This is a genomic window from Leifsonia aquatica H1aii (assembly GCF_000633535.1).
GTDB classification, from domain to species: Bacteria; Actinomycetota; Actinomycetes; order Actinomycetales; family Microbacteriaceae; genus Leifsonia; species Leifsonia aquatica_A.
The window spans coordinates 73,880-94,787 of the sequence record NZ_AYMR01000002.1; the positions used below are offsets into that span (position 1 = coordinate 73,880).

At 69.4% G+C, this 20,908-nt stretch carries 20 protein-coding genes; 17 read left to right on the top strand and 3 right to left on the bottom strand.

Annotated features, from left to right (window positions below):
* The first annotated feature begins 17 nt into the window (after positions 1-17).
* From U870_RS0101680 to U870_RS0101720, 9 genes are all read left to right on the top strand, one after another.
* The gene (locus U870_RS0101680) at positions 18-782 is read left to right on the top strand and encodes a YebC/PmpR family DNA-binding transcriptional regulator (protein WP_025155685.1); all 765 of its coding nucleotides are present in this window, start codon (positions 18-20) and stop codon (positions 780-782) included.
* A 16-nt stretch (positions 783-798) separates the two neighbouring features.
* Positions 799-1,413 (top strand): crossover junction endodeoxyribonuclease RuvC, encoded by a 615-nt coding sequence (gene ruvC / locus U870_RS0101685; RefSeq protein WP_205288708.1) that lies wholly within the window; start codon positions 799-801, stop codon positions 1,411-1,413.
* The gene (ruvA, locus tag U870_RS0101690; protein WP_025155687.1) at positions 1,410-2,030 is read left to right on the top strand and encodes a Holliday junction branch migration protein RuvA; all 621 of its coding nucleotides are present in this window, start codon (positions 1,410-1,412) and stop codon (positions 2,028-2,030) included. Before ruvC ends, ruvA begins: the two co-directional genes overlap by 4 nt.
* Before the next feature lie 11 nt (positions 2,031-2,041).
* A complete protein-coding gene (ruvB, locus tag U870_RS0101695) occupies positions 2,042-3,094 on the top strand; it encodes a Holliday junction branch migration DNA helicase RuvB (RefSeq protein WP_025155688.1) in 1,053 nt (350 codons plus the stop codon).
* 56 nt (positions 3,095-3,150) lie between these two features.
* Positions 3,151-3,570 carry a preprotein translocase subunit YajC gene (locus U870_RS0101700; protein ID WP_029947055.1) on the top strand — a complete coding sequence of 140 codons (420 nt, stop codon included), beginning with the start codon at positions 3,151-3,153 and terminating at the stop codon, positions 3,568-3,570.
* Positions 3,571-3,635: 65 nt separating this feature from the next.
* On the top strand, positions 3,636-5,369 hold the full coding sequence (secD, locus tag U870_RS0101705; protein WP_025155690.1) for a protein translocase subunit SecD: 1,734 nt from the start codon (positions 3,636-3,638) through the stop codon (positions 5,367-5,369).
* Positions 5,369-6,388, top strand: a complete 1,020-nt coding sequence (gene secF / locus U870_RS0101710; RefSeq protein WP_025155691.1) for a protein translocase subunit SecF — start codon at positions 5,369-5,371, stop codon at positions 6,386-6,388. Before secD ends, secF begins: the two co-directional genes overlap by 1 nt.
* A 9-nt stretch (positions 6,389-6,397) precedes the next feature.
* Entirely contained in the window at positions 6,398-6,751 is a 354-nt protein-coding gene (locus U870_RS0101715) for a rhodanese-like domain-containing protein (protein ID WP_025155692.1), read from the top strand.
* Positions 6,752-6,820: 69 nt separating this feature from the next.
* On the top strand, positions 6,821-9,070 hold the full coding sequence (locus U870_RS0101720) for a RelA/SpoT family protein (protein ID WP_025155693.1): 2,250 nt from the start codon (positions 6,821-6,823) through the stop codon (positions 9,068-9,070).
* Here the strand turns inward: U870_RS0101720 and U870_RS0101725 are convergent.
* From U870_RS0101725 to U870_RS0101735, 3 genes are all read right to left on the bottom strand, one after another.
* Positions 9,057-9,668 (bottom strand): hypothetical protein, encoded by a 612-nt coding sequence (locus tag U870_RS0101725; RefSeq protein WP_025155694.1) that lies wholly within the window; start codon positions 9,666-9,668, stop codon positions 9,057-9,059. The genes U870_RS0101720 and U870_RS0101725 overlap by 14 nt on opposite strands.
* Before the next feature lie 89 nt (positions 9,669-9,757).
* Complete coding sequence (locus tag U870_RS0101730; RefSeq protein ID WP_025155695.1) at positions 9,758-10,987, bottom strand: DUF349 domain-containing protein; 1,230 nt, start codon at positions 10,985-10,987, stop codon at positions 9,758-9,760.
* Positions 10,988-11,065: 78 nt separating this feature from the next.
* Positions 11,066-11,863: a peptidylprolyl isomerase gene (locus U870_RS0101735; RefSeq protein WP_025155696.1), complete on the bottom strand. Its 798-nt coding sequence runs from the start codon at positions 11,861-11,863 to the stop codon at positions 11,066-11,068.
* 169 nt (positions 11,864-12,032) lie between these two features.
* On the opposite strand from U870_RS0101735, the gene U870_RS0101740 reads away from it, so the two are divergent.
* The 8 genes from U870_RS0101740 to U870_RS0101780 all read left to right on the top strand — a co-directional run bounded on the left by U870_RS0101740 (position 12,033) and on the right by U870_RS0101780 (position 20,904).
* Entirely contained in the window at positions 12,033-13,373 is a 1,341-nt protein-coding gene (locus tag U870_RS0101740; RefSeq protein ID WP_025155697.1) for a replication-associated recombination protein A, read from the top strand.
* 194 nt (positions 13,374-13,567) lie between these two features.
* Complete coding sequence (gene rpsD, locus U870_RS0101745) at positions 13,568-14,191, top strand: 30S ribosomal protein S4 (protein ID WP_025155698.1); 624 nt, start codon at positions 13,568-13,570, stop codon at positions 14,189-14,191.
* A 131-nt stretch (positions 14,192-14,322) separates the two neighbouring features.
* Positions 14,323-14,703: a DUF948 domain-containing protein gene (locus tag U870_RS0101750; protein ID WP_025155699.1), complete on the top strand. Its 381-nt coding sequence runs from the start codon at positions 14,323-14,325 to the stop codon at positions 14,701-14,703.
* Between the two features lie 77 nt (positions 14,704-14,780).
* Positions 14,781-14,972: a hypothetical protein gene (locus tag U870_RS0101755; protein WP_025155700.1), complete on the top strand. Its 192-nt coding sequence runs from the start codon at positions 14,781-14,783 to the stop codon at positions 14,970-14,972.
* Positions 14,973-15,016: 44 nt separating this feature from the next.
* Positions 15,017-17,674: an alanine--tRNA ligase gene (alaS, locus tag U870_RS0101760; protein WP_025155701.1), complete on the top strand. Its 2,658-nt coding sequence runs from the start codon at positions 15,017-15,019 to the stop codon at positions 17,672-17,674.
* 5 nt (positions 17,675-17,679) lie between these two features.
* Entirely contained in the window at positions 17,680-18,147 is a 468-nt protein-coding gene (gene ruvX / locus U870_RS0101765) for a Holliday junction resolvase RuvX (protein ID WP_025155702.1), read from the top strand.
* A 2-nt stretch (positions 18,148-18,149) separates the two neighbouring features.
* On the top strand, positions 18,150-19,682 hold the full coding sequence (gene mltG, locus U870_RS0101770) for an endolytic transglycosylase MltG (RefSeq protein ID WP_029947056.1): 1,533 nt from the start codon (positions 18,150-18,152) through the stop codon (positions 19,680-19,682).
* Complete coding sequence (locus U870_RS0101780; RefSeq protein WP_025155704.1) at positions 19,675-20,904, top strand: shikimate dehydrogenase; 1,230 nt, start codon at positions 19,675-19,677, stop codon at positions 20,902-20,904. The genes mltG and U870_RS0101780 overlap by 8 nt, the downstream gene beginning before the upstream one ends.
* The last annotated feature ends 4 nt before the right edge of the window (positions 20,905-20,908 follow it).

A 20,908-nucleotide genomic window follows, 5' to 3' on the forward strand; every position in this document is an offset into this window, starting at 1 on the left:
AACTCGAGGGAGCAGCAGTGTCCGGGCATTCCAAGTGGGCCACGACCAAGCACAAGAAGGCGGTCATCGACGCACGCCGTGCCAAGTCGTTCGCCAAGCTCATCAAGAACATCGAGGTCGCGGCGAAGACCGGCGGCGCCGACATGTCGGGCAACCCGACCCTCGTCGACGCGGTGCAGAAGGCCAAGAAGACCTCCGTCCCCAACGACAACATCGACCGCGCGATCAAGCGCGGCGCCGGTCTCACCGGTGAGGTCATCGACTACAGCACGATCATGTACGAGGGCTACGGCCCGGGCGGAGTTGCCCTGCTGATCGAGTGCCTCACCGAGAACAAGAACCGTGCCGCCGCCGAGGTGCGCACGGCGATGACCCGCAACGGCGGCACCATGGCCGACCCGGGCAGTGTCGCGTACAACTTCCACCGCAAGGGCGTCATCGTGGTGCCGCACGCGGACGGCGTCGACGAGGACACCGTCCTCACGGCCGTCCTCGACGCGGGCGCCGAAGAGGTCACCGACCGCGGCGAGAGCTTCGAGGTGCTGACCGAGGCGACCGACCTGGTCGCGGCGCGGACCGCGCTGCAGGAGGCCGGCATCGACTACGACTCGGCCGACGCCGAGTTCGTCGCCACCGTCAACGTGGAGGCCGACGCCGACGTCGCCCGCAAGGTGTTCAGACTCATCGACGCTCTCGAGGACTCGGACGACGTGCAGAACGTCTACACGAACCTCGACCTGACCCCCGAGGTCCAGGCGCAGCTCGACGAGGACGACGAGTAAGCAGGCCGCCATGTCGATCCGGGTGCTCGGCATCGACCCCGGACTCACGCGGTGCGGTGTCGGGATCGTCGACGTGCGACCCGACCGCCGTGCCGCGCTGGTGGAGGTGACGGTCATCCGTACCCCGCCCTCGATGCCGCTCGAGGAGCGCCTCCTCGCCGTGGGTGACGGGATCGAACGGCTCCTCGACGAGCACCGACCGGTCGCCGTCGCGATCGAGCGAGTGTTCGCGCAGCACAACCTGAACACCGTGATGGGCGTGGCCCAGGTGAGCGGTGTCGCCCTGCACGCCGCCGCCAAGCGCGGCCTCCCGGTCGCCCTGCACACGCCGAGCGAGGTCAAGGCGGCGATCACGGGCTATGGCGCCGCCGACAAGAAGCAGGTGCAGGCGATGGTCGCCCGCATCCTCGGCCTGACGGAGGTCCCCAAGCCCGCGGACGCCGCGGACGCCCTCGCGATCGCGATCTGCCACGCCTGGCGCGGGGCCCCGGCGCCGTCGACCCACGGCGCCGTCGGAGGCGCGGGGGACGCGGCCGGCGGAGGAGCGCAGGAGACTCCTGCGCAGGCCGCATGGCGCGCCGCGGAGCGCTCCGCCCGGTCGTCGGCGGTGCCCCGTAGGCTGGCCAGGTGATCTCCTCTCTCCGCGGCACCGTCCTCTCCGCGAGCGGCGGCACCGCCGTGATCGAGGTCGGCGGCGTCGGGTTCGCGGTGCAGCTGACCCCCGACCACGTCCTCTCCCTCCGCACCGGCGATGAGACCTTCGTGCACACGTCGATGATTGTGCGCGAGGACTCCTTGCAGTTGTTCGGCTTCGTCGACCGCGAGCAGCTCGACGTCTTCGAGGTGCTCACCGGCGTGAGCGGCGTCGGTCCCAAGTCGGCGATCGGCGTGCTGTCCGTGCTCTCGCCCGACCAGATTGCCGATGCGGTCGCCGCCGACGACGACGCGCCGTTCCGCAAGGTCTCCGGGATCGGCCCCAAGACGGCGAAGCTGATCGTCGTGTCCTTGACGGGCAAGCTCACGGCCACGCGCCGCGCCGCGCCGGCCCGGCCGTCCGCGGGCGTGCCCTCGTCGACGTCCGACAGCGTCCTCATCGCCCTCGTCGGCCTGGGCTGGCCCGAGAAGGTGGCCGTCGAGGCGATCGCCGACGTGGTCGCCGAGACCGCGGAGTCGGCGCGCGACACCGTCCCCGCCCTGCTGCGTCTGACCCTCTCCCGGCTCGGTCCCGCTGCGCAGGCCGCCCGATGAGCGGCGACCGGATGAGCGACGACGCGGCGGGCGACGATCTCACGGCCCCCGAGCTCGAGTCGGAGTCGGAGCTCGCCTTCGAGGGCGCCCTGCGTCCCCGGTCCCTGGCCGAGTTCGTCGGTCAGGCCAAGGTGCGCGGTCAGCTCCAGCTGCTGCTCACCGCCGCGACGATGCAGGACCGCACGGCGGACCACATCCTGCTCGCCGGACCGCCCGGACTCGGCAAGACCACGCTCGCGATGATCGTCGCCCACGAGAGCGGTCGTCCGCTGCGGATGTCCAGCGGCCCGGCCATCCAGCACGCGGGGGACCTCGCCGCGCTGCTGTCGTCGCTCACCCCCGGCGAGGTGCTCTTCATCGACGAGATCCACCGGATGGCACGGTCGGCGGAAGAGATGCTGTACCTCGCGATGGAGGACTTCCGCATCGACATCATGGTCGGCAAGGGGGCGGGCGCGACATCGATCCCGCTCGACCTCGCGCCGTTCACGCTCGTCGGGGCCACCACCCGGTCGGGGCTGCTGCCCAACCCGCTGCGCGACCGGTTCGGATTCACCGCTCACCTCGAGTTCTACGACGAGAGCGAGCTGACGCAGGTGCTCACGCGTGCGGCCACGATGCTCGAGCTGGAGATCGACCGGGAGGCGCTGGCCGAGATCGCCGGCCGGTGCCGCGGGACGCCGCGTATCGCCAACCGGTTGCTGCGACGCGTCCGCGACTACGCCCTCGTCCACGGCGGTGCGGCCGACCTGGCCGCGGTGAGTGCTGCGCTCGAACTGTACGACGTGGACCCGCTGGGGCTGGACCGGCTCGACCGCGCCGTGCTGCACGCGATCCTGGAGCGGTTCGACGGCGGTCCGGTCGGGCTGAACACCCTCGCCGTCTCCGTCGGTGAGGAGGCCGAGACGATCGAGGCGGTCGTCGAGCCCTTCCTGGTCAGGATCGGGCTGCTCTCGCGCACCCCCCGAGGGCGGGTCGCGACTCCCGCCGCGTGGCGCCATTTCGGGATTCCCGGCCCGCATCAAGGCCGTTCGGAGCAACCATCACTGATCGATGACTTATGATGTGAGGTGGCCGCTCGGCCCCTCATACTCCCCACCGGAAGGTTCGGCAGAAATTCATGACCATTGATCCGCTGACTATTGTGATGGTCGTCATTCTGGCGGCCCTCATCTTCTTCATGTTCCGCAACAGCCGCAAGCGCCAGCGCGAGCAGGCCGAGACGCGTTCGAAGATGGTGCCGGGCGCCGAGGTCATGACCAACTTCGGTGTCTACGGGACGCTGCTGTCCGTCAACGAGGACGACAACACCGCGCTCGTCGAGACCAGCCCCGGGCACGTCCTGAAGGTGCACCGCCAGGTGCTCGCCCGCGTCGTGGAGCCTACCGTCGACGAGCCGGCCGAGGCCGACGTCGACCAGGACGCCATCGCCGGGACCACCGAGCTGAACGAGGACCACGCCATCCGCCACGACGAGCCGGAGTACGGCGAGCGGATCGACGAGTCCTCGAAGAAGCCCGGCGCGAAGAGCGACGACTAACTCCCGACCCGTGGGCCGCGGCGCTTCTGCGTGCGCGGAACACTCGTAGAAAGCTGAGTTCCTAGGTGGCAAAGTCGACTCCGGTCAAGAAAGCCTGGCGTTCGCTGTCGTGGCTCGGCGTGCTGGTGGTGGTCCTGCTCGGGACCCTCACGGCCGGCGTGCTGTTCAGCAATGCGACGTGGCTGCCGAAGCTCGCCCTCGACCTCGAGGGCGGCACCCAGGTGATCCTGACGCCGCAGGTCGAGAACGGTCAGCAGATCCAGCAGCAGCAGCTGGACCAGGCCGTCTCGATCATCCGTCAGCGCATCGACGCCACTGGGATCTCCGAGGCGCAGATCTCCACCGAGGGCTCGCGCAACATCGTCGTCTCCCTCCCGGGCACCCCGGACGAGGCGACCCTCAACCGGGTGAAGTCGAGCGCGCGCCTCGACTTCCGTCCTGTGCTGGTCGCGGGCGGTCCGACCAACGAAGTCGTGGGAGCGGACGGCAAGTCGACTCCTGCGCCGACGCCGGCGCCCGGTCTGGAGTCGACCCCGTCGACCTCGCCGACCAACGGCAGCGACCTCGCCTGGGTGACGCCGAAGCTCCAGGCGGACTTCAACGCCTACTCCTGCACCGCGAATGAGTCGACGGACACCAGCTCCGCGCCGACCGATCAGCCGCTCATCACCTGCGACGACCAGAACCAGGTGAAGTACCTGCTCGGACCGGTGGAGGTCAAGGGTCAGAACATCAGCGACGCCAGCGCCGGACTGGTGCAGACGTCGCAGGGCGCCACCACGGGTCGGTGGGCCGTCAACATCGTGTTCGACTCCACGGGCACGAAGCAGTTCGCCGATGTGACCACCCGTCTGGTGGGCCTCACCGGGGCGCAGAACCAGTTCGCGATCGTGCTCGACGGCAAGGTGATCTCCGCGCCGACCACTCAGGCCGCGATCACGGACGGCAAGCCGCAGATCACCGGCAACTTCACCGAGACCACCGCGAAGTCGCTGGCCGACCAGCTGAAGTTCGGCGCGCTGCCGTTCAGCTTCAAGGTGCAGAGCCAGGACACGATCTCGGCCACCCTGGGTTCCGCGCAGCTGATCAGCGGTCTCGTCGCGGGTCTGATCGGTCTGATCCTGGTCGCGATCTACACGTTCTTCCAGTACCGGTTGCTCGGTTTCGTCACGATCGTGTCGCTCGTCGTGGCCGGTGTGCTCACCTGGCTGACGATCTCGCTGCTCTCGTGGCACTACGGCTACCGACTGTCGCTCGCCGGCGTCGCCGGTCTGATCGTCGCGATCGGCTTCACAGCGGACTCGTTCATCGTCTACTTCGAACGAATACGCGACGAGTTGCGCGACGGGAGGAGTCTCGAGTCGGCGGTGGAGGCCGGATGGGCCCGTGCCCGGCGGACGATCTATGCATCGAAGGCCACCAACCTGCTCGCGGCCGTGGTGCTGTACGTCCTGGCCGCCGCGAATGTCCGTGGCTTCGCGTTCACACTGGGTCTGACCACGATCATCGACGTGATCGTCGTGCTCCTGTTCACCCACCCGACGCTGCAGCTGCTCGGCCGGACGCGCTTCTTCAGCACCGGCCACGCCTGGTCGGGTCTCGACCCGCAGGCGCTCGGAGCGGTGTACCGGGGTGCAGCGCAGTTCCGCACGCCGTCGGCCGCCAAGATCGGCGCCGGTACGGCCGCACGCAGCAGCAAGGAGGCGGCCCGCCGCCAGACGATCGCCGAGCGCAAGGCCGCTGAGCTCAGCGGCGCCTCGACCTCCTCCGATCGATCGACCGATGGGAAGGACTCCTGATGGCCGCCAGTCGTCTCACCAAGTTCGGAAACGACCTCTACACCGGCGCACGCTCGTTCGACTTCGTCGGCAAGCGCAAGATCTGGTACGTCATCGCGGCGGTGATGGTGATCGTCTCGATCCTCATCCCGATCGTCAAGGGCGGGTTCAACTTCTCGATCGAGTTCCGCGGTGGTTCGCAGTTCCAGATCACCAACGTCGAGAGCACGGACACCAACAAGGCGCAGTCCGCGGTGACGAGCGTCGTGCCGAACGCGGTCTCGCACATCAGCGTCGTCGGGTCCAACGCCGTCCAGGTGCAGACCGACCAGCTGTCCGAGACCGAGACCAAGGCGGTCGCCGACGCGCTCGCCAAGGCGTACGACGTCCCGGCTTCGGAGGTCGCCTCGACCTTCATCGGCCCGTCGTGGGGCGCCGACGTGACGCAGCAGTCCATCCAGGGCCTCGTGGTGTTCCTGCTCCTGGCGTTCATCGCGATGGCGTTGTACTTCCGCACCTGGAAGATGTCGGCCTCGGCGATCATCTCCCTGTTCCACGACCTGATCATCACCGCGGGCATCTACGCCCTGGTGGGCTTCGAGGTCTCGCCGGCGACGATGATCGGCTTCCTGACGATCCTCGGATACTCGCTGTACGACACGGTCGTGGTCTTCGACAAGGTCCGGGAGAACACCCGCGAGGAGTTCGAGCTCACGCGACGGACGTTCGCCGAGTCGGTCAACCTCGCGGTGAACCAGACCCTGGTGCGGTCGATCAACACCGCGGTCGTCGCGGTGCTCCCGGTCGCCTCCATTCTGTTCATCGGCGCCTACGCCCTCGGTGCGGCGACGCTGCGCGACATCTCGCTCGCGCTGCTGATCGGAATCATCGTCGGCACGTACTCGACGATCTTCCTGGCCGCCCCGATGTACTCGCAGTTCCGCGAGGGCGAGCCCGCCGTGAAGAAGCACGACCAGAAGGTGCGCGCCATCCGTCCGAAGGCTGCTGCGGCGGCCCCCGAAGCGGTCGCGGCGGAGTAGCGCACACGCATGGGCGGCCCCTATCTCTCCGAGGACGAGGTGAGCGCTGCCCGCGCTCGCGAGCTCATCGCGGCGGGCGACGCCTGGCTGCTGGACGTTCGTGAACCGTACGAGTGGGAGGAGGTGCGCTCTCCGGATGCGCACCTCATCCCGCTCTCCCAGCTGCAGGAGCGTCAGGACGAGCTCCCGGAGGATCGGCAGATCCTGGTGATCTGCCACTCCGGCGCCCGATCGCGCATGGTGACCGATGCCCTCCTCCGCGCCGATTTCCCGGCGGCGAACGTGGCCGGCGGCATGATCGCGTGGGAGTCCGGCGGAGCCCCTGTCGAGCGCGGAGCGAGCCCGTCCGGAGCCGTCGGCTGATCGCTGCGAGCGGACGGTGGCCGGGTGGGCCCCGGGATGCGGCGATAATGGACGACAGGAGGCGCGCACATGGTTGATACTTCGACACCGCAGTCCGCCTCGCTGCGCCGTCTCGTCCCGCGCATCTTCTCGCGGGCGCAGCCCGCCGGCGCCGTCGACACCCTGATCCGCACGGTGCGCATGCACCACCCGAAGGCCGACCTCTCGCTGATCGAGCGCGCCTACGCCGTCGCCGAACGCGCCCACACCGGCCAGAAGCGCCGGTCGGGGGAGCCGTACATCACCCACCCGGTCGCCGTCGCGCAGATCATCGCCGACCTCGGCATCGGCGCGAAGACGATCGCCGCGGCGTTGCTGCATGACACGGTCGAGGACACCGAGTACACCCTCGACGAGCTGCGCGACCAGTTCGGCGATGAGATCGCCATGCTCGTCGACGGCGTGACGAAGCTCGACAAGGTCAAGTACGGCGACAGCGCGCAGGCCGAGACGGTCCGCAAGATGATCGTCGCGATGTCGAAGGACATCCGTGTTCTGATCATCAAGTTGGCGGACCGCCTGCACAACGCGCGCACCTGGGGCTTCGTTCCCGCGGCCAACGCCACCCGCAAGGCGACGGAGACGCTGGAGATCTATGCGCCGCTCGCGCATCGGCTCGGTATCCAGACCATCAAGTGGGAGCTCGAGGACCTCTCGTTCGCGGTGCTGTATCCGAAGCTCTACGCGGAGATCGAGAGCCTCGTGAAGCAGCGCACGCCCGAGCGCGAGCGGCTCGTGCAGCAGGTCATCGACGCGATCAACGACGATCTCAAGTCCGCGCGCATCCGCGGCAAGGTCGTCGGCCGGCCGAAGCAGTACTACTCGATCTACCAGAAGATGGTCGTCCGCGGCCGCGAGTTCGACGACATCTACGACCTCGTCGGCATCCGGGTCCTGGTCAACACGGTGCGCGACTGCTACGCCGTGCTCGGGCAGATCCACTCGCGCTGGACTCCGATGCCCGGACGGTTCAAGGACTACATCGCGACGCCGAAGTTCAACCTCTACCAATCGCTGCACACGACCGTCATCGGTCCTCAGGGGCGCCCGGTAGAGATCCAGATCCGGACCGAGGAGATGCACCAGCGGGCCGAGTTCGGTGTCGCCGCGCACTGGAAGTACAAGGAGCAGACCACCGGCAAGAGCTCGGGAGGCCCGGCCTCGGTCGACACCGACCTGGCGTGGCTCGCTCACATCTCCGATTGGCAGGCCGAGACCGCCGACCCCACCGAGTTCCTCGACTCGCTCCGCTTCGAGATCGGGGCGAAGGAGGTCTACGTCTTCACGCCGAAGGGGCGGGTGATCGGGCTGCCCGCCGGGGCGACGCCTGTGGACTTCGCCTACGCCGTGCACACCGAAGTCGGCCACCGGACGATGGGCGCCAAGGTCAATGGCCGTCTCGTTCCGCTGGAGAGCACCCTCGCCACCGGTGATGTGGTCGAGATCTTCACGTCCAAGAATCCGGATTCCGGCCCGAGCCAGGACTGGCTCAACTTCGTTCAGAGCCCGCGGGCGCGCAACAAGATCCGGCAGTGGTTCACCAAGGAACGCCGCGACGAGGCGATCGAGCAGGGCAAGGATGCGATCGCCCGGGCGATGCGCAAGCAGAACCTGCCGCTGCAGAAGCTGATGACGCAGGATGCGCTCGTCGAGGTGGCCTCGTCGCTCAAGTACGCCGACGTGTCCACGCTCTACGCCGCCGTGGGCGAGGGGCACGTCTCGACCCAGTCCGTGATCGAGAAGGTCGTCGCGTCGCTGCAGAGCGATGTGGAGTCCGACGGCGAGCTGGAGATCCCGGTCAAGGGACGCGCGCGCCAACTCCGCAACAGCGACTCGGGCGTGCTGGTCCGCGGCGCTCCGGACATCCTGGTGAAGCTCGCGAAGTGCTGCACGCCGGTTCCGGGGGATCCGATCGTCGGATTCATCACCCGCGGTCAGGGAGTCTCCGTGCACCAGGCGAACTGCCACAACGTGCAGTCCCTGCTGCAGGAGCCCGAGCGGATGATCGACGTGGAGTGGGCGCCGAGCTCGAAGAGCGTCTTCCTCGTGCAGATCCAGGTCGAGGCGCTCGACCGTTCCGGACTGCTCTCGGACGTCACGCGGGTGCTCTCGGAGCATCATGTCAACATCCTCTCGGCCACGGTCACGACATCGAGCGATCGCCTCGCTCTGAGCCGGTTCGTCTTCGAGATGGGCGACACCACCCACCTCGACCGCGTGCTGAACGCGGTGCGCCGCATCGACGGCGTCTACGACGTCTACCGGGTCAGCGCCGGCTGACATCGGCCCGCTCCTCGACGCGGCCGGCAGGCGGCTCGACCAACGGCAGCCGCACCTGCTCCACCATCCGCAGGCGTTCCATCGCCCGCGCCGACCCGCCGCGCCGGGTGCTCGGGATGAACGGGACGAGCGCCTCGGGCGACATCGCCGCGAGCGAGAGCAGATGGCGGAGTTCGAGCGCGTCGGCGTGCTCGAACCCGGGCGCCTTGAGCATCAGGTCGGCGGCGGTCCGCAGTGGTGTCGTGACGGCGATCGGCCCGATCAGCTGCGTCTCACCCGCCGTGAAGGACCGCTGGCGGCCGTCCACCCGCGCGGGGAACCGGGTTCCTCGGTTGGAGGGCGAGACGCAGACCTGCGGCCGGCCAGGGGGACTGTTGCGGGTGCCGTGGATCCACGCGGCCGTGCCCCGTTCGGCAATGGAGCGCCGAGGGACGGTCGACGAGAGCGCGCGCGCACGCAGCCCGGGGGTGTCCGGTGTGTCTGTCGTCGCAAAGGATTCGCCGACCCGGTAGAGCTGGCCGTCGAGACACAGCGCCAGGAGTTCGGCGAGGGGGAGGACGCGACGGTCGAAGAGGGTGGGGCAGAGTGTCTCGGTCATCTCCCCAGCGTGGCGTCTGCGACGCCGGGGAGATTACCGAGGCGGGAATCTGTGGATAAGCCGTGCCTTGCAGACGGCTGTGGAGGGGATCAGCCCAGCGCGTCGAGCCAGATCTTGCGGGCGTCCAGGGCCTCCTGTGCGGCCTTGACCTTCGCGGCGTCGCCGCCGGCCTTGGCCTCGGCGAGCTCCTCCTCGAGCTTCGCGATCGCCGCGTTCAGCTGACTCGCGAGGCCCTCCGAGCGGGCCTTCTTCTCGGGGTTGTTGCGCTCCCAGTGCTCCTCGTCGAGACGGCGCACCGCGGTCTCGACCTTGCGGAGACGGTCCTCGATGGGGCGCACCTGCTCGCGCGGAACGCGACCGGCGGCATCCCAGCGCTCCTGGATCGACAGCAGCTTGGCGCGGGCGGTCTCGCGGTTCGTCTCGGTGAGCAGCGGCTCCGCCTCGTCCAGCAGTTCCAGTTTCACCTGCAGGTTGGCTTCGTATTCGACGTTGTCGCGCGCGTCGACCTCTGCCTTGGCCGAGTAGATGGCGTCGCCGGCGGCCTTGAAACGAGCCCAGAGGGCGTCATCGTTCTTCTTGCCTGCTCGACCCGCGAGCTTCCACTGGTCGAGCAGTCGCCGGTACTCCGGCACGCCGTCGGCGCCCTGGGGGATCAGCCGCTCGGCCTGCTCGATCAGGGCGTTCTTGCGGCTGCGTACGTCGCGATGCTGATTGTCGAGCTCCGCGAAGAAGGCCTTGCGATTGTGCTCGATGGTCGACCGGGCGGCACGGAACCGCTTCCACAGCTCGTTCGCCTCGTTCTTGGGCAGGCGCGGGCCGTCGTGCTGATGGGCCTGCCACCGGGCGAACAGCTCGTCCAGCGCGGTCGTGGTCTGCTTCCACTGCGTGCGCTCGGGGTCCTGCGCGGCGAGGGCCTCCGCCTCGTCGACGATGGCGGTCCGCTCCGCGATGGCGGCGTCGACCGCCGCCTTGGCTTCGGCGCTCTGCTGCTCGGTGAGCTCCTCGACGGTGCCGCCCAACGCGTCCAGACGCGTCAGGAGCGACGCGAGATCGCCGACGGCGTTGGCGCCCTGCACGGCCGATCGGAGGTTCGCGACCGACTTGGCCACGTCGCCGGCGGGGGCGCCGCGGCGGGCACGCTGCTCCAGCAGGGAGACCTGCCCGGCGAGGTCGGTGTACTTGCGCTCGAAGTACGCGATCGCCTCCTCGGGCGTGCCGTCCGGGTACTGGCCGACGGTGCGTTCCCCGTCGCCCTCGCGGACGTACACGGTCCCGGTCTCGTCGACGCGACCCCAGGGGTGCTGTTCAGAAGTAGCCAAGAGTCTCACCTTGCTGCTGTGCGGTCGGGGCGGAGAGAGCCCGCCCCACGGTGGAATCAGCCTATTGCACGCGCCGCATCACTGCAGCGTGAAGCTGTCGATCTTGGTGGCCACGACGGGCTTGCCGTCGGTGCCGCCGCCCTCCACGCCCTTGGCGACCACCGTCGAGTCGAGTGTGTCGAGCCCGCTGGTGATGGTGCCGAGGACGGTGTAGCCGCCGGCGGCGTCCGAGGGGATGGAGCTGTCCTTGTACACGATGAAGAACTGGCTGCCCTGGCTGTAGCCGTTTCCGCTCTGGCGCGCCATCGCGATCGTCCCAGCGGGGTAGACGCCGTCCTTCGGTGCGTTCTCGACGGGGCCGTATGAGTATCCCGGTCCGCCCGTGCCGTCGCCGTTCGGGTCGCCGCACTGGAGCACGTAGATCCCGCTGGTGGTGAGACGGTGGCAGGTCAGCCCGTCGTAGAAGCCCTTCTTGGCCAGGGAGATCGTGGACGAGACCGCCTGCGGGGCCTTCGCGCCGTCCAGCGTGACGCCCAGGTCGATCCCGTTCACGACGAGGGAGCCCTTCCAGTCGCGACCCTCGGCGAGGGCGGCCGAGGGGACGTCGCCGGTGTTGGCGCCCGTCGCGGTCGGCGTCGGCGTCGGCGTGGCGGAGGGGGAGGCGCTGGCGGAGGGCGCACCGGGGCCGCCCGTGAAGTAGAGCAGCTGCGTGGCGACGGCGAGGCCGACCACCACGACCACGGCGATGCCGGCGATCCAGTTGTCCCGCGCCCGGCGCTTGACCTTCGACTCGTGCACGGTCTGCCGCGCCTGGTAGGCGCGCAGCCGCTCCCGAGCCTGCCGTGCGTCGCGATCGTTCTGCTTGCTGGGTGCCACGTGTGTCCTCCGAGGGGCGCCGTCGAGCGGGGAGTCGGTGTCCCGAGGAAGACCGGTCCGCGGGTCAGGAGAACCTTATCCGGCGCGCCTATGGACGCCAAACCAGACGACAGCCGTGCGCCGAGCACGGAAGCACGACGGTGTCGGTGGTGCCCGGTAGCCTGGTGGGATGGTCGATGTGCAACCCGGGCTCCGCACCGGAGCGACGCCGCTCGCCGTGCGCATGCGGCCGACGTCCCTGGACGAAGTTGCCGGTCAGCGGCACCTGTTGCGTCCGGGGTCGCCGCTGGTGGCACTCGCCTCGGACCAGTCCGGCGAGACCGGCTCGGTGTCCGTCATCCTGTGGGGGCCTCCGGGGACGGGCAAGACGACGCTGGCCCAGGCCATCGCTCACTCCTCCGGCCGCAAGTTCGTCGAGCTCTCCGCGGTGACGGCGGGCGTGAAGGATGTGCGGCTCGTGATGGACGAGGCGCTCTCCACCCGAGACCTCTACGGCGTCTCCACGGTGCTGTTCCTGGACGAGATCCACCGCTTCACGAAGGCGCAGCAGGACGCCCTGCTGCCCGGAGTCGAGAACGGGTGGGTGATCCTCGTGGCCGCCACCACGGAGAACCCGTCCTTCTCGGTCATCTCCCCGCTGCTGTCGCGGTCGCTGCTGCTGACGCTCGAGACGCTGAGCGACGACGACCTCGGAGTGGTGGTCGACCGCGCCGTGGTCGACGACCGCGGGCTGGGCGGTCAGTACACGCTCGCGGACGATGCGCGCGCCGCGATCATCCGGCTCGCCTCGGGCGACGCGCGTCGCGCCCTGACCGCGCTGGAGGCCTCCTCGGTCTCCGCTGCGTCGATGACGCCGGCGACCTCGAAGAAGAAGCCGGTGATCACCGCCGAGATCGTCGCCCAGGCGGTCGATCGCGCCCTCCTGCGTTACGACCGCAACGGCGACGAGCACTACGACGTGATCAGCGCCTTCATCAAGTCCGTGCGCGGCTCGGACGTCGACGCCGCCCTCCACTACCTCGCCCGCATGATCGAAGCGGGGGAGGACCCCCGCTTCATCGCCCGGCGCATCATCATCTCCGCGTCGGAGGACATCGGGATGGCGGACCCGCAGGCGCTCGTGGTCGCGATCGCCGCTGCCGACGCCGTGCAGTTCGTCGGGATGCCGGAGGGGCGCATCCCGCTCGCCCAGGCGGTCGTGCACCTGGCGACGGCGCCCAAGTCGAACGCGGCCTACATGGCGCTCGACGCGGCCATCGCGGACGTCCGTGCCGGCAAGATCGGCCGCGTGCCGAAGCACCTGCGCGACGCGCACTACCCCGGGGCCAAACGGCTCGGCCACGGCAAGGGATACAAGTACCCGCACGACGACGCCCTGGGCGTGCTGGAGCAGCAGTACCTGCCCGACGAGCTGAAGGACACCACGTACTACGCGCCGACCGACCACGGCAACGAGCGCGACGTCTCGGCGCGGCTGGCGAAGCTGCGGCGGATCGTGCGCGGACGCTGACCGCGTTCTGATACACTCGATGGGCCTAGAAGCGTGTGCGGCGTGCGGCTGCGCTCATCACGTTCTCGAAGGGGACGGCCCTGTAGCCGGGCGCCCCGGGCATCGAATCCCTCTCTCAGCGCACTCGTCGTGCGCGCGGACGCCTTCGTCGCGTTCCGCAGTCCATGTACTAGAGAGATCATTGAAAGGAAACCGTGTCTTCACGTTCCCGCAGCAAGACCCGCGAGTCGCGTGCCCTCGGCATCGCGCTCACCCCGAAGGCCGCGCGCTACCTCGAGAAGCGCCCGTACGCCCCCGGTGAGCACGGCCGCACCAAGCGCAAGGCCGACTCCGACTACGCCGTGCGTCTGCGCGAGAAGCAGCGTCTGCGCGCCCAGTACGGCATCCGCGAGAAGCAGCTCCGCATCGCGTTCGAAGAGGCTCGCCGCACCCAGGGCCTGACCGGTGAGAACCTGGTCGAGATCCTCGAGATGCGTCTCGACGCCCTCGTGCTCCGCGCCGGCTTCGCCCGCACCATCTCGCAGGCGCGTCAGTTCGTCGTGCACCGTCACATCCTCGTCGACGGCAAGATCGTGGACCGTCCCTCCTTCCGCGTGAAGCCGGGCCAGCTCATCCACGTCAAGGCCCGCTCCGAGGGCACCGAGCCCTTCCAGGTCGCGGCCGCCGGCGGTCACGTCGACGTCCTGCCCAAGGTCCCGGCCTACCTGGATGTCGAGATCGACAAGCTCCAGGCCCGTCTCGAGCGTCGCCCCAAGCGCGCCGAGGTGCCGGTGACCTGTGAGGTCCAGCTGGTCGTCGAGTACTACGCGGCGCGCTAAGGCTCCGCGAGACTCCCGGAACGGGGTCGTGGCTTCGGCCGCGGCCCCGTTCCGTCGTTCCGGCGCAGTGCCCGGCGCCGGGCAGGACTACGCTGGAGCCGTATGCCGGTGGCGGAATGGAAGGACGACTCGTGTCTGGTGGGGACATCGCAGGGCTCATCGCGGCGGGCGTGTTCGCCGTGCTCGTCGGCTTCATCGCCGTGCCGCTGCTCAAATTCGGCCGGGTGCTCGATCAGACGCGCGACTCGATCAAGGAGACGAGCGACGGGATCACGCCCATCCTCGACGAAACGGCCACGACGCTGCGTGAGACCAACAAGCAGCTCGCCCGCGTCGACGTCATCACGCGCAACGTCGCCGATGTGACCGGCAACGTCTCCGCCCTGGTGTCGCTCTTCGCGGCGACGGTCGGCGGACCGCTCATCAAGCTGGCGGGCTTCAGCGCCGCGGTCAAGGCGGCCTTCGGCGCCGCGGGCGGCGGCCGGAAGGCACGGCGCACAGGCTCGGAGTAGAGCCGCCCCGTCGTGGCCGCCTGCCACTAGACTCGATCAGGTGTGCTCGCGCACCGGACTCGGAGGGAAGAACAGCAATGAAGAGTTTCCTGTGGCTCCTCGTCGGCGTCGGGATCGGCTTCGTCGTCGCCCACAAGGTCAATGAGACGTCGAAGGGCCGCGAGTTCTTCAGCTCGCTCGACCAGAAGGCCCGCGACTTCGGAGAGGCCGTCTCGGACGGCTACCGCCAGCGCGAGGCGGAGATCCGTTCCGCCATCGACGGCGACTGACCGCGCACACCACCCCCTCACGCAGCTTCGACCGACCGGAACCCATGCAGACCGCTGAAATCCACCGCCGCTGGCTCGACTTCTTCGCGAAGCGCGGCCACACCGTCGTCCCCTCCTCCTCCCTCGTCAGCGACGACCCGTCGCTGCTCTTCACGGTGGCCGGAATGGTGCCCTTCGTCCCGTACCTGACCGGCGTGGTCCCCGCCCCGTTCCCGCGGGCGACGAGCGTGCAGAAGTGCATCCGCACCCTCGACATCGAGGAGGTCGGCAAGACCCCGCGGCACGGCACCTTCTTCCAGATGTGCGGCAACTTCTCCTTCGGCGACTACTTCAAGGAGCAGGCGATCACGTTCGCCTGGGATCTGCTGACCACCTCGGAGGACGAGGGCGGCCTCGGCTTCTCGCCCGACGACCTCTGGGTCACGGTCTACGAGGAGGACGACGAGGCCCGGGAGATCTGGGGACGCGTCTCGACGCTGCCCGCCGAGCGCATCCAGGGGCTGGGCAAGGACACGAACTACTGGTCGACCGGTCAGCCCGGCCCGGCGGGCCCGTGCTCGGAGATCTTCTTCGACCGCGGTCCGGCGTACGGCATCGACGGCGGCCCGGCGACGGACGACGACCGCTATGTCGAGATCTGGAACCTCGTCTTCATGCAGTATCTGCGCGGCGAGGGCGACGGCAAGAAGGACTTCGAGATCCTCGGCGACCTGCCGAAGAAGAACATCGACACCGGCCTGGGCCTGGAGCGCGTCGCGTTCATCAAGCAGGGCGTCGACAACATGTACGAGATCGACCAGGTGCGTCCGGTGCTCGATCGCGCCGCCGCCCTGGCGAACAAGCCGTACGGCAACGAGGCGCACGAGGACGACGTCCGCCTGCGGGTCGTGGCCGACCACGTCCGCAGCGCGCTCATGCTCATGACGGACGGCGTGACGCCGTCGAACGAGGGCCGCGGCTACGTGCTGCGTCGCCTGCTCCGCCGCACCGTGCGCGCGATGCGCCTGCTCGGCGTCGAGAGCGCGACCTTCCCCGAGCTGTTCCCCGCCTCTCGTGACGCGATGAAGGCGGCGTACCCGGAGGTCGCGATCGAGTTCGACCGCATCTCCCAGCTCGCGTACGCGGAGGAGGAGACTTTCCTCCGCACACTCGCCGCGGGCACGAGCATCCTCGACACCGCCGTGTCGAACACGCGCAAGGCGGGCAAGGAGCAGCTCGCGGGCGACACCGCCTTCCTGCTCCACGACACCTACGGCTTCCCGATCGACCTGACCCTCGAGATGGCGGAGGAGGCCGGCCTGAGCGTCGACCGCGCCGCCTTCGACAGCCTGATGGCGGACCAGCGCTCGCGCGCCAAGGCCGACGCGAAGGCGAAGAAGACCGCTCTGGCTGACCTCTCGGTCTACAGCGCGTTCCGCGCCCAGGGCGAGACGGTCTTCACCGGCTACACCGAGCTGGAGACCGAGTCGAGCGTGCTCGGCCTGATCGTCGACGGCGCCTCGGTGTCGAAGGCCGTCGAAGGCCAGGTCGCGGAGATCATCCTCGGGGCGACCGCGCTCTACGCCGAGTCGGGCGGTCAGGACGCCGACGCGGGGACGATCGTCGGTCCCGGCTACGAGCTCGATGTGCTCGACGTGCAGAAGCCCGTCAAGGGACTGATCAGCCACAAGGTGCTGGTCCGCAGCGGAGAGGTCGGCGTCGGCTCCCCGGCGACCAGCCTGGTCGATCACGAGTACCGCCGTGGCGCGCGTCAGGCGCACTCGGGCACGCACATCATCCATGCCGCGCTGCGCCAGGTACTCGGTTCGAACGCGCACCAGTCCGGCTCGTACAACAAGGCCGGCTACCTCCGCCTCGACTTCTCGTGGAACCAGGCGCTCTCGGCCGAGACGCGCAGCGAGATCGAGGAGATCTCGAACAACGCGATCCGGCAGAACCTCGAGGTCACCACTCGCGAGCTTCCGCTCGACGAGGCGAAGTCGCTCGGTGCGATGGCCCTCTTCGGGGAGAAGTACGGCGACGTCGTGCGCGTCGTGGACATCGGCGGCCCCTGGTCGCGCGAGCTCTGTGCGGGCACCCACGTGGCGGCCAGCGCCGAGATCGGGATGATCAACCTGGTCAGCGAGTCCTCCGTCGGTTCCACGAATCGCCGGGTCGAGTCCCTCGTCGGTCTCGAGGCGTTCCGCGACCTCGCGGTCGAGCGCACGATCGTCTCGCAGCTCTCCGGAAGCCTGAAGACCCCCCGCGAGCAGCTTCCCGAGAAGATCGCCGACCTCCTGGCGAACCTCAAAGCCGCCGAGAAGCGCATCCAGGCCTTCGAGGCGCGTGCCGTGCTCGACAAGGTCCCCGGGCTGATCGAGGCGGCTTCGCGTCAGGGCGCGTTCACGGTCGTGGCGCACGACGCGGGCACGCTCAACACGCCGGACGACCTTCGGCTGCTGGTGACCACGGTGCGCGAGCGTCTGGGCTCCGACCCGGCCGTCGTGGCCCTGGCCGCTCAGGCCGGCGGGAAGCCGGTCGTGATCGTCGCGACCAACCAGGCGGCACGTGACGCCGGTGCGAACGCCGGAGCGCTGGCCAAGACGGCGGCGGGCGTGCTCGGCGGCGGCGGTGGCGGCAAGCCCGACCTCGCGCAGGGCGGCGGAACCGACCTCGCGGCCATCCCGGCCGCGCTGAACGCGGTCGTCTCGGCGATCGGATAGCGCGGATGCGCACCGGTGTCCGGCTCGGCATCGACGTCGGCAAGGTCCGGATCGGCGTCAGCCGGTCCGATCCGCACGGCATGATCGCGACGCCGGTCGAGACCGTCGCACGCTCCGAAGACGCTTCGGATCGCCGGAGAATCGGCGCCATTGTGACTGAACTCGGAGTTTTCGAGATTATCGTCGGGTTGCCGTTGGCGCTCTCGGGCGCGCACACCCCGTCCACCGCGGACGCGGTGGCGTTCGCCGAGGCCCTGGACGCCGAGCTCGACGTCCCGGTCCGCCTCGTCGACGAACGGCTGTCGACCGTGTCGGCCCATTCGGCCCTCCGCGCGTCCGGCAGAAACTCCAAAAGCGCGCGTCCGGTGGTGGATCAGGTGGCAGCCACGATAATTTTGCAGCATGCCCTCGACGCGGAGCGCGCCTCCGGCCGTCCGCCGGGCCAGTCCGTCGAATCGAGCATTGGACCCTGAGTTTGTCGAAGAACCCCGAGGAACGGCCGGAACTCCCTGTGTTCCCCGCCGTCAACCGGCCGCCGATGACGCGCCGGGAGGCGCGCGAGGCACGGGAGGCGCAGTCCGCTCCGCAGCCGGTGCCGCACGACGACGTGCTCCCGCCGCAGCCTGAGCAGGACGGCGCCGTCCTGCGACCGGAGGCCGTCGATCCGGCCGCGAGCCGGCAGCGCGAGACGCTCGACCGTCTCGACTTCGATGCGGTGATCACCGGACCGATCTCCCGCGTCGAGCAGCCCGAGCCGGAGCCGGAGCCCGTGGGCGCCGCTGTCCGGCATGGCTCGGACGACTTCCCGGCGGACCATCCCGCGCGCACGCTCTTCGCCCCGTTGGCCGACGAGCCGCACGCGGAGGATCGGCAGCCGCCGACGGGGGAGTCCCCGCTCGCCTGGCGCCAGCAGAATTACCTCTCCCACGCCGAACCCAAGCGCAAGCGGCGTTGGGTCAAGCCGCTCGTGGTCGTGGTCGTCATCCTGGCCGTCCTCGGCGGGATGGCGGGTGCTGCGTACGCGATCTTCCAGCCCCAGGTCGCCCAGCTCGTCAACGCGCTCACCCCGGTGGACAACGATTACGCCGGCAGCGGGACGGGCGAGGTGATGTTCACCATCGTCTCGGGGGACACCGGGTCGGATGTGGCGACGAACCTCCACAAGGCGGGCGTCACCAAGTCGTATGACGCCTTCTACTCCCTGCTGCTGCGGCAGAAGCCCGAGGTGGAGTTCCAGCCGGGCGCCTTCAAGCTGAAGAAGCAGATGAGTGCGAGCGCGGCGCTGACCGCGCTGAAGGATCCGGCCAACCGGGTCGAGAACACGGCGGTCATCCCGGAGGGGACGGCCGAGGTGGATGCGCTGCAGACCGTGGCCGACGTGACGAAGATCCCGATCGCCGATCTCAAAGCGGCCGCTGCCAATCCCGCCGACTTCGGCCTCCCCGCCGAGGCGAAGACGCTCGAAGGATTCCTCTTCCCGGCGACCTACACGTTCCCTCCCGGCACGACCGCGCACGACGCGATCAAGACGATGGTCGACCGGATGTTCCAGGCGCTCGACTCGGCCGGCGTGGCCCCCGAGAACCGGTGGAACACGGTCGTGCTGGCGTCGATCGTGCAGCGGGAGGCCGGGCTCAAGGACGACTACCCCAAAGTCGCGCGGGTCTTCCTGAACCGCTTGGCGCAGGGATGGGACCTGCAGTCGGACGCCACCGTCGCCTATGGCACCGGGAACACGCACCGGGTGGAGACGACGGACGCCGAGCGCGCCGACGCGAACAACCCGTACAACACGTACGTGCACCCGGGCCTGCCGGTCGGACCGATCTCCAATCCGGGCGATCTCGCGATCAACGCGGTGATGCACCCGGCGGACGGCCCGTGGATGTTCTTCGTGACGTGGAACCTCCAGACGGGCGAGACGATCTTCTCGACCACCGAAGCCGAGCATGAGGCCGCGGTGCAGAAGTGGCAGCAATGGATGAAGGACAACCCCGGATATGAGTGATTCCCCCCGCACCCCCCGTTCGACCGAGGCCGAGGCTTCGGCCGAGGCGACCGAGACCCCGGACACGGTGAGCGCGCCCGCGGACGTCGCGGTGGAAGACGGGGTGTCGGAGGCCGAGGCGGAAGCGTCGATCGCCGAGCTGGTGGAGGCGGAGCGCGAGCGGGAGGCCGAGGAGACCGCCGTCGCCGAGGCCGAGGCGGCCGAGGAGCGGGAGGAACCCGAGGACGCCCCGACGACAGCGGAGCCGGCAGACGCCGAGCCCCTGGCCGAGGAGGCTCCGATCGAGGAGCGCGGGGCCGAGGCGGTCCCGGCGCGCCCTGCCGGGGGTCAGAAGCCCGCGACGTCCGCGAAGAAGGGCGCGGTCGCCCGCCGCTCGCTGGCCGTGCTCGGCTCGCCGATCGCGCACTCGCAGTCGCCGACCCTGCAGCGCGCCGCCTACGGCGTGCTGGGGCTGGACTGGTCCTACGAGCCCGTCGAGGTCACCGAGGACGCCCTGCCCGGCTTCGTCGCGGGCCTGGGGGAGGAGTGGCGCGGACTGTCGCTCACGATGCCGCTCAAGAAGGCCGTCCTGCCGCTGCTGACCGAGATCGACCGGGTGGCGGAGCAGACCGGGGCTGCGAACACGGTGCTGCTCGACGGCGAGTCGGTGCGCGGTTTCAACACCGATGTCGCGGGCATCGTCCGCGCGCTCGCGGGCGCCGGAGTCTCTTCGGCGCGCTACGTGCACATCCTGGGCGGCGGAGCGACGGCCGCGTCCGCGCTCGTCGCCGCCGCCGAGGTCGGGGCGGAGCGCGTGGACGTGCATGTGCGCGACCTGACCCGCAGCGTCTGGCTGGAGCCGCTCGCGCACGAACTCGGCCTGATGGTGCGGTTGCGCTCCCTGGCTCAGGCGGACCGCTCGCTCGACGTTCCCGAGCTGGTCATCAGCACGCTGCCGGGCGGGACGCGCCCGGAGGTCCTCTACACCGATTCGACCCGGCGGAGGGCCGTCCTGTTCGACGTCGCCTACGAGCCGTGGCCCAGTGCGCTGGCCACGGCCTGGGGAGCCGTCGGCGGCACTGTCGTCTCCGGCCTGTCGATGCTGGTCCACCAGGCGCTGCTGCAGGTGCGGATCTTCGTCTCCGGCGACCCGCTCGAACCGCTCGCCGACGAGCAGGCCGTGCTCGCGGCGATGCTCGAGGCGGTCGGGATCGACGCCGCCGGGGTTCCGCTGGAGGCCTGAGCGC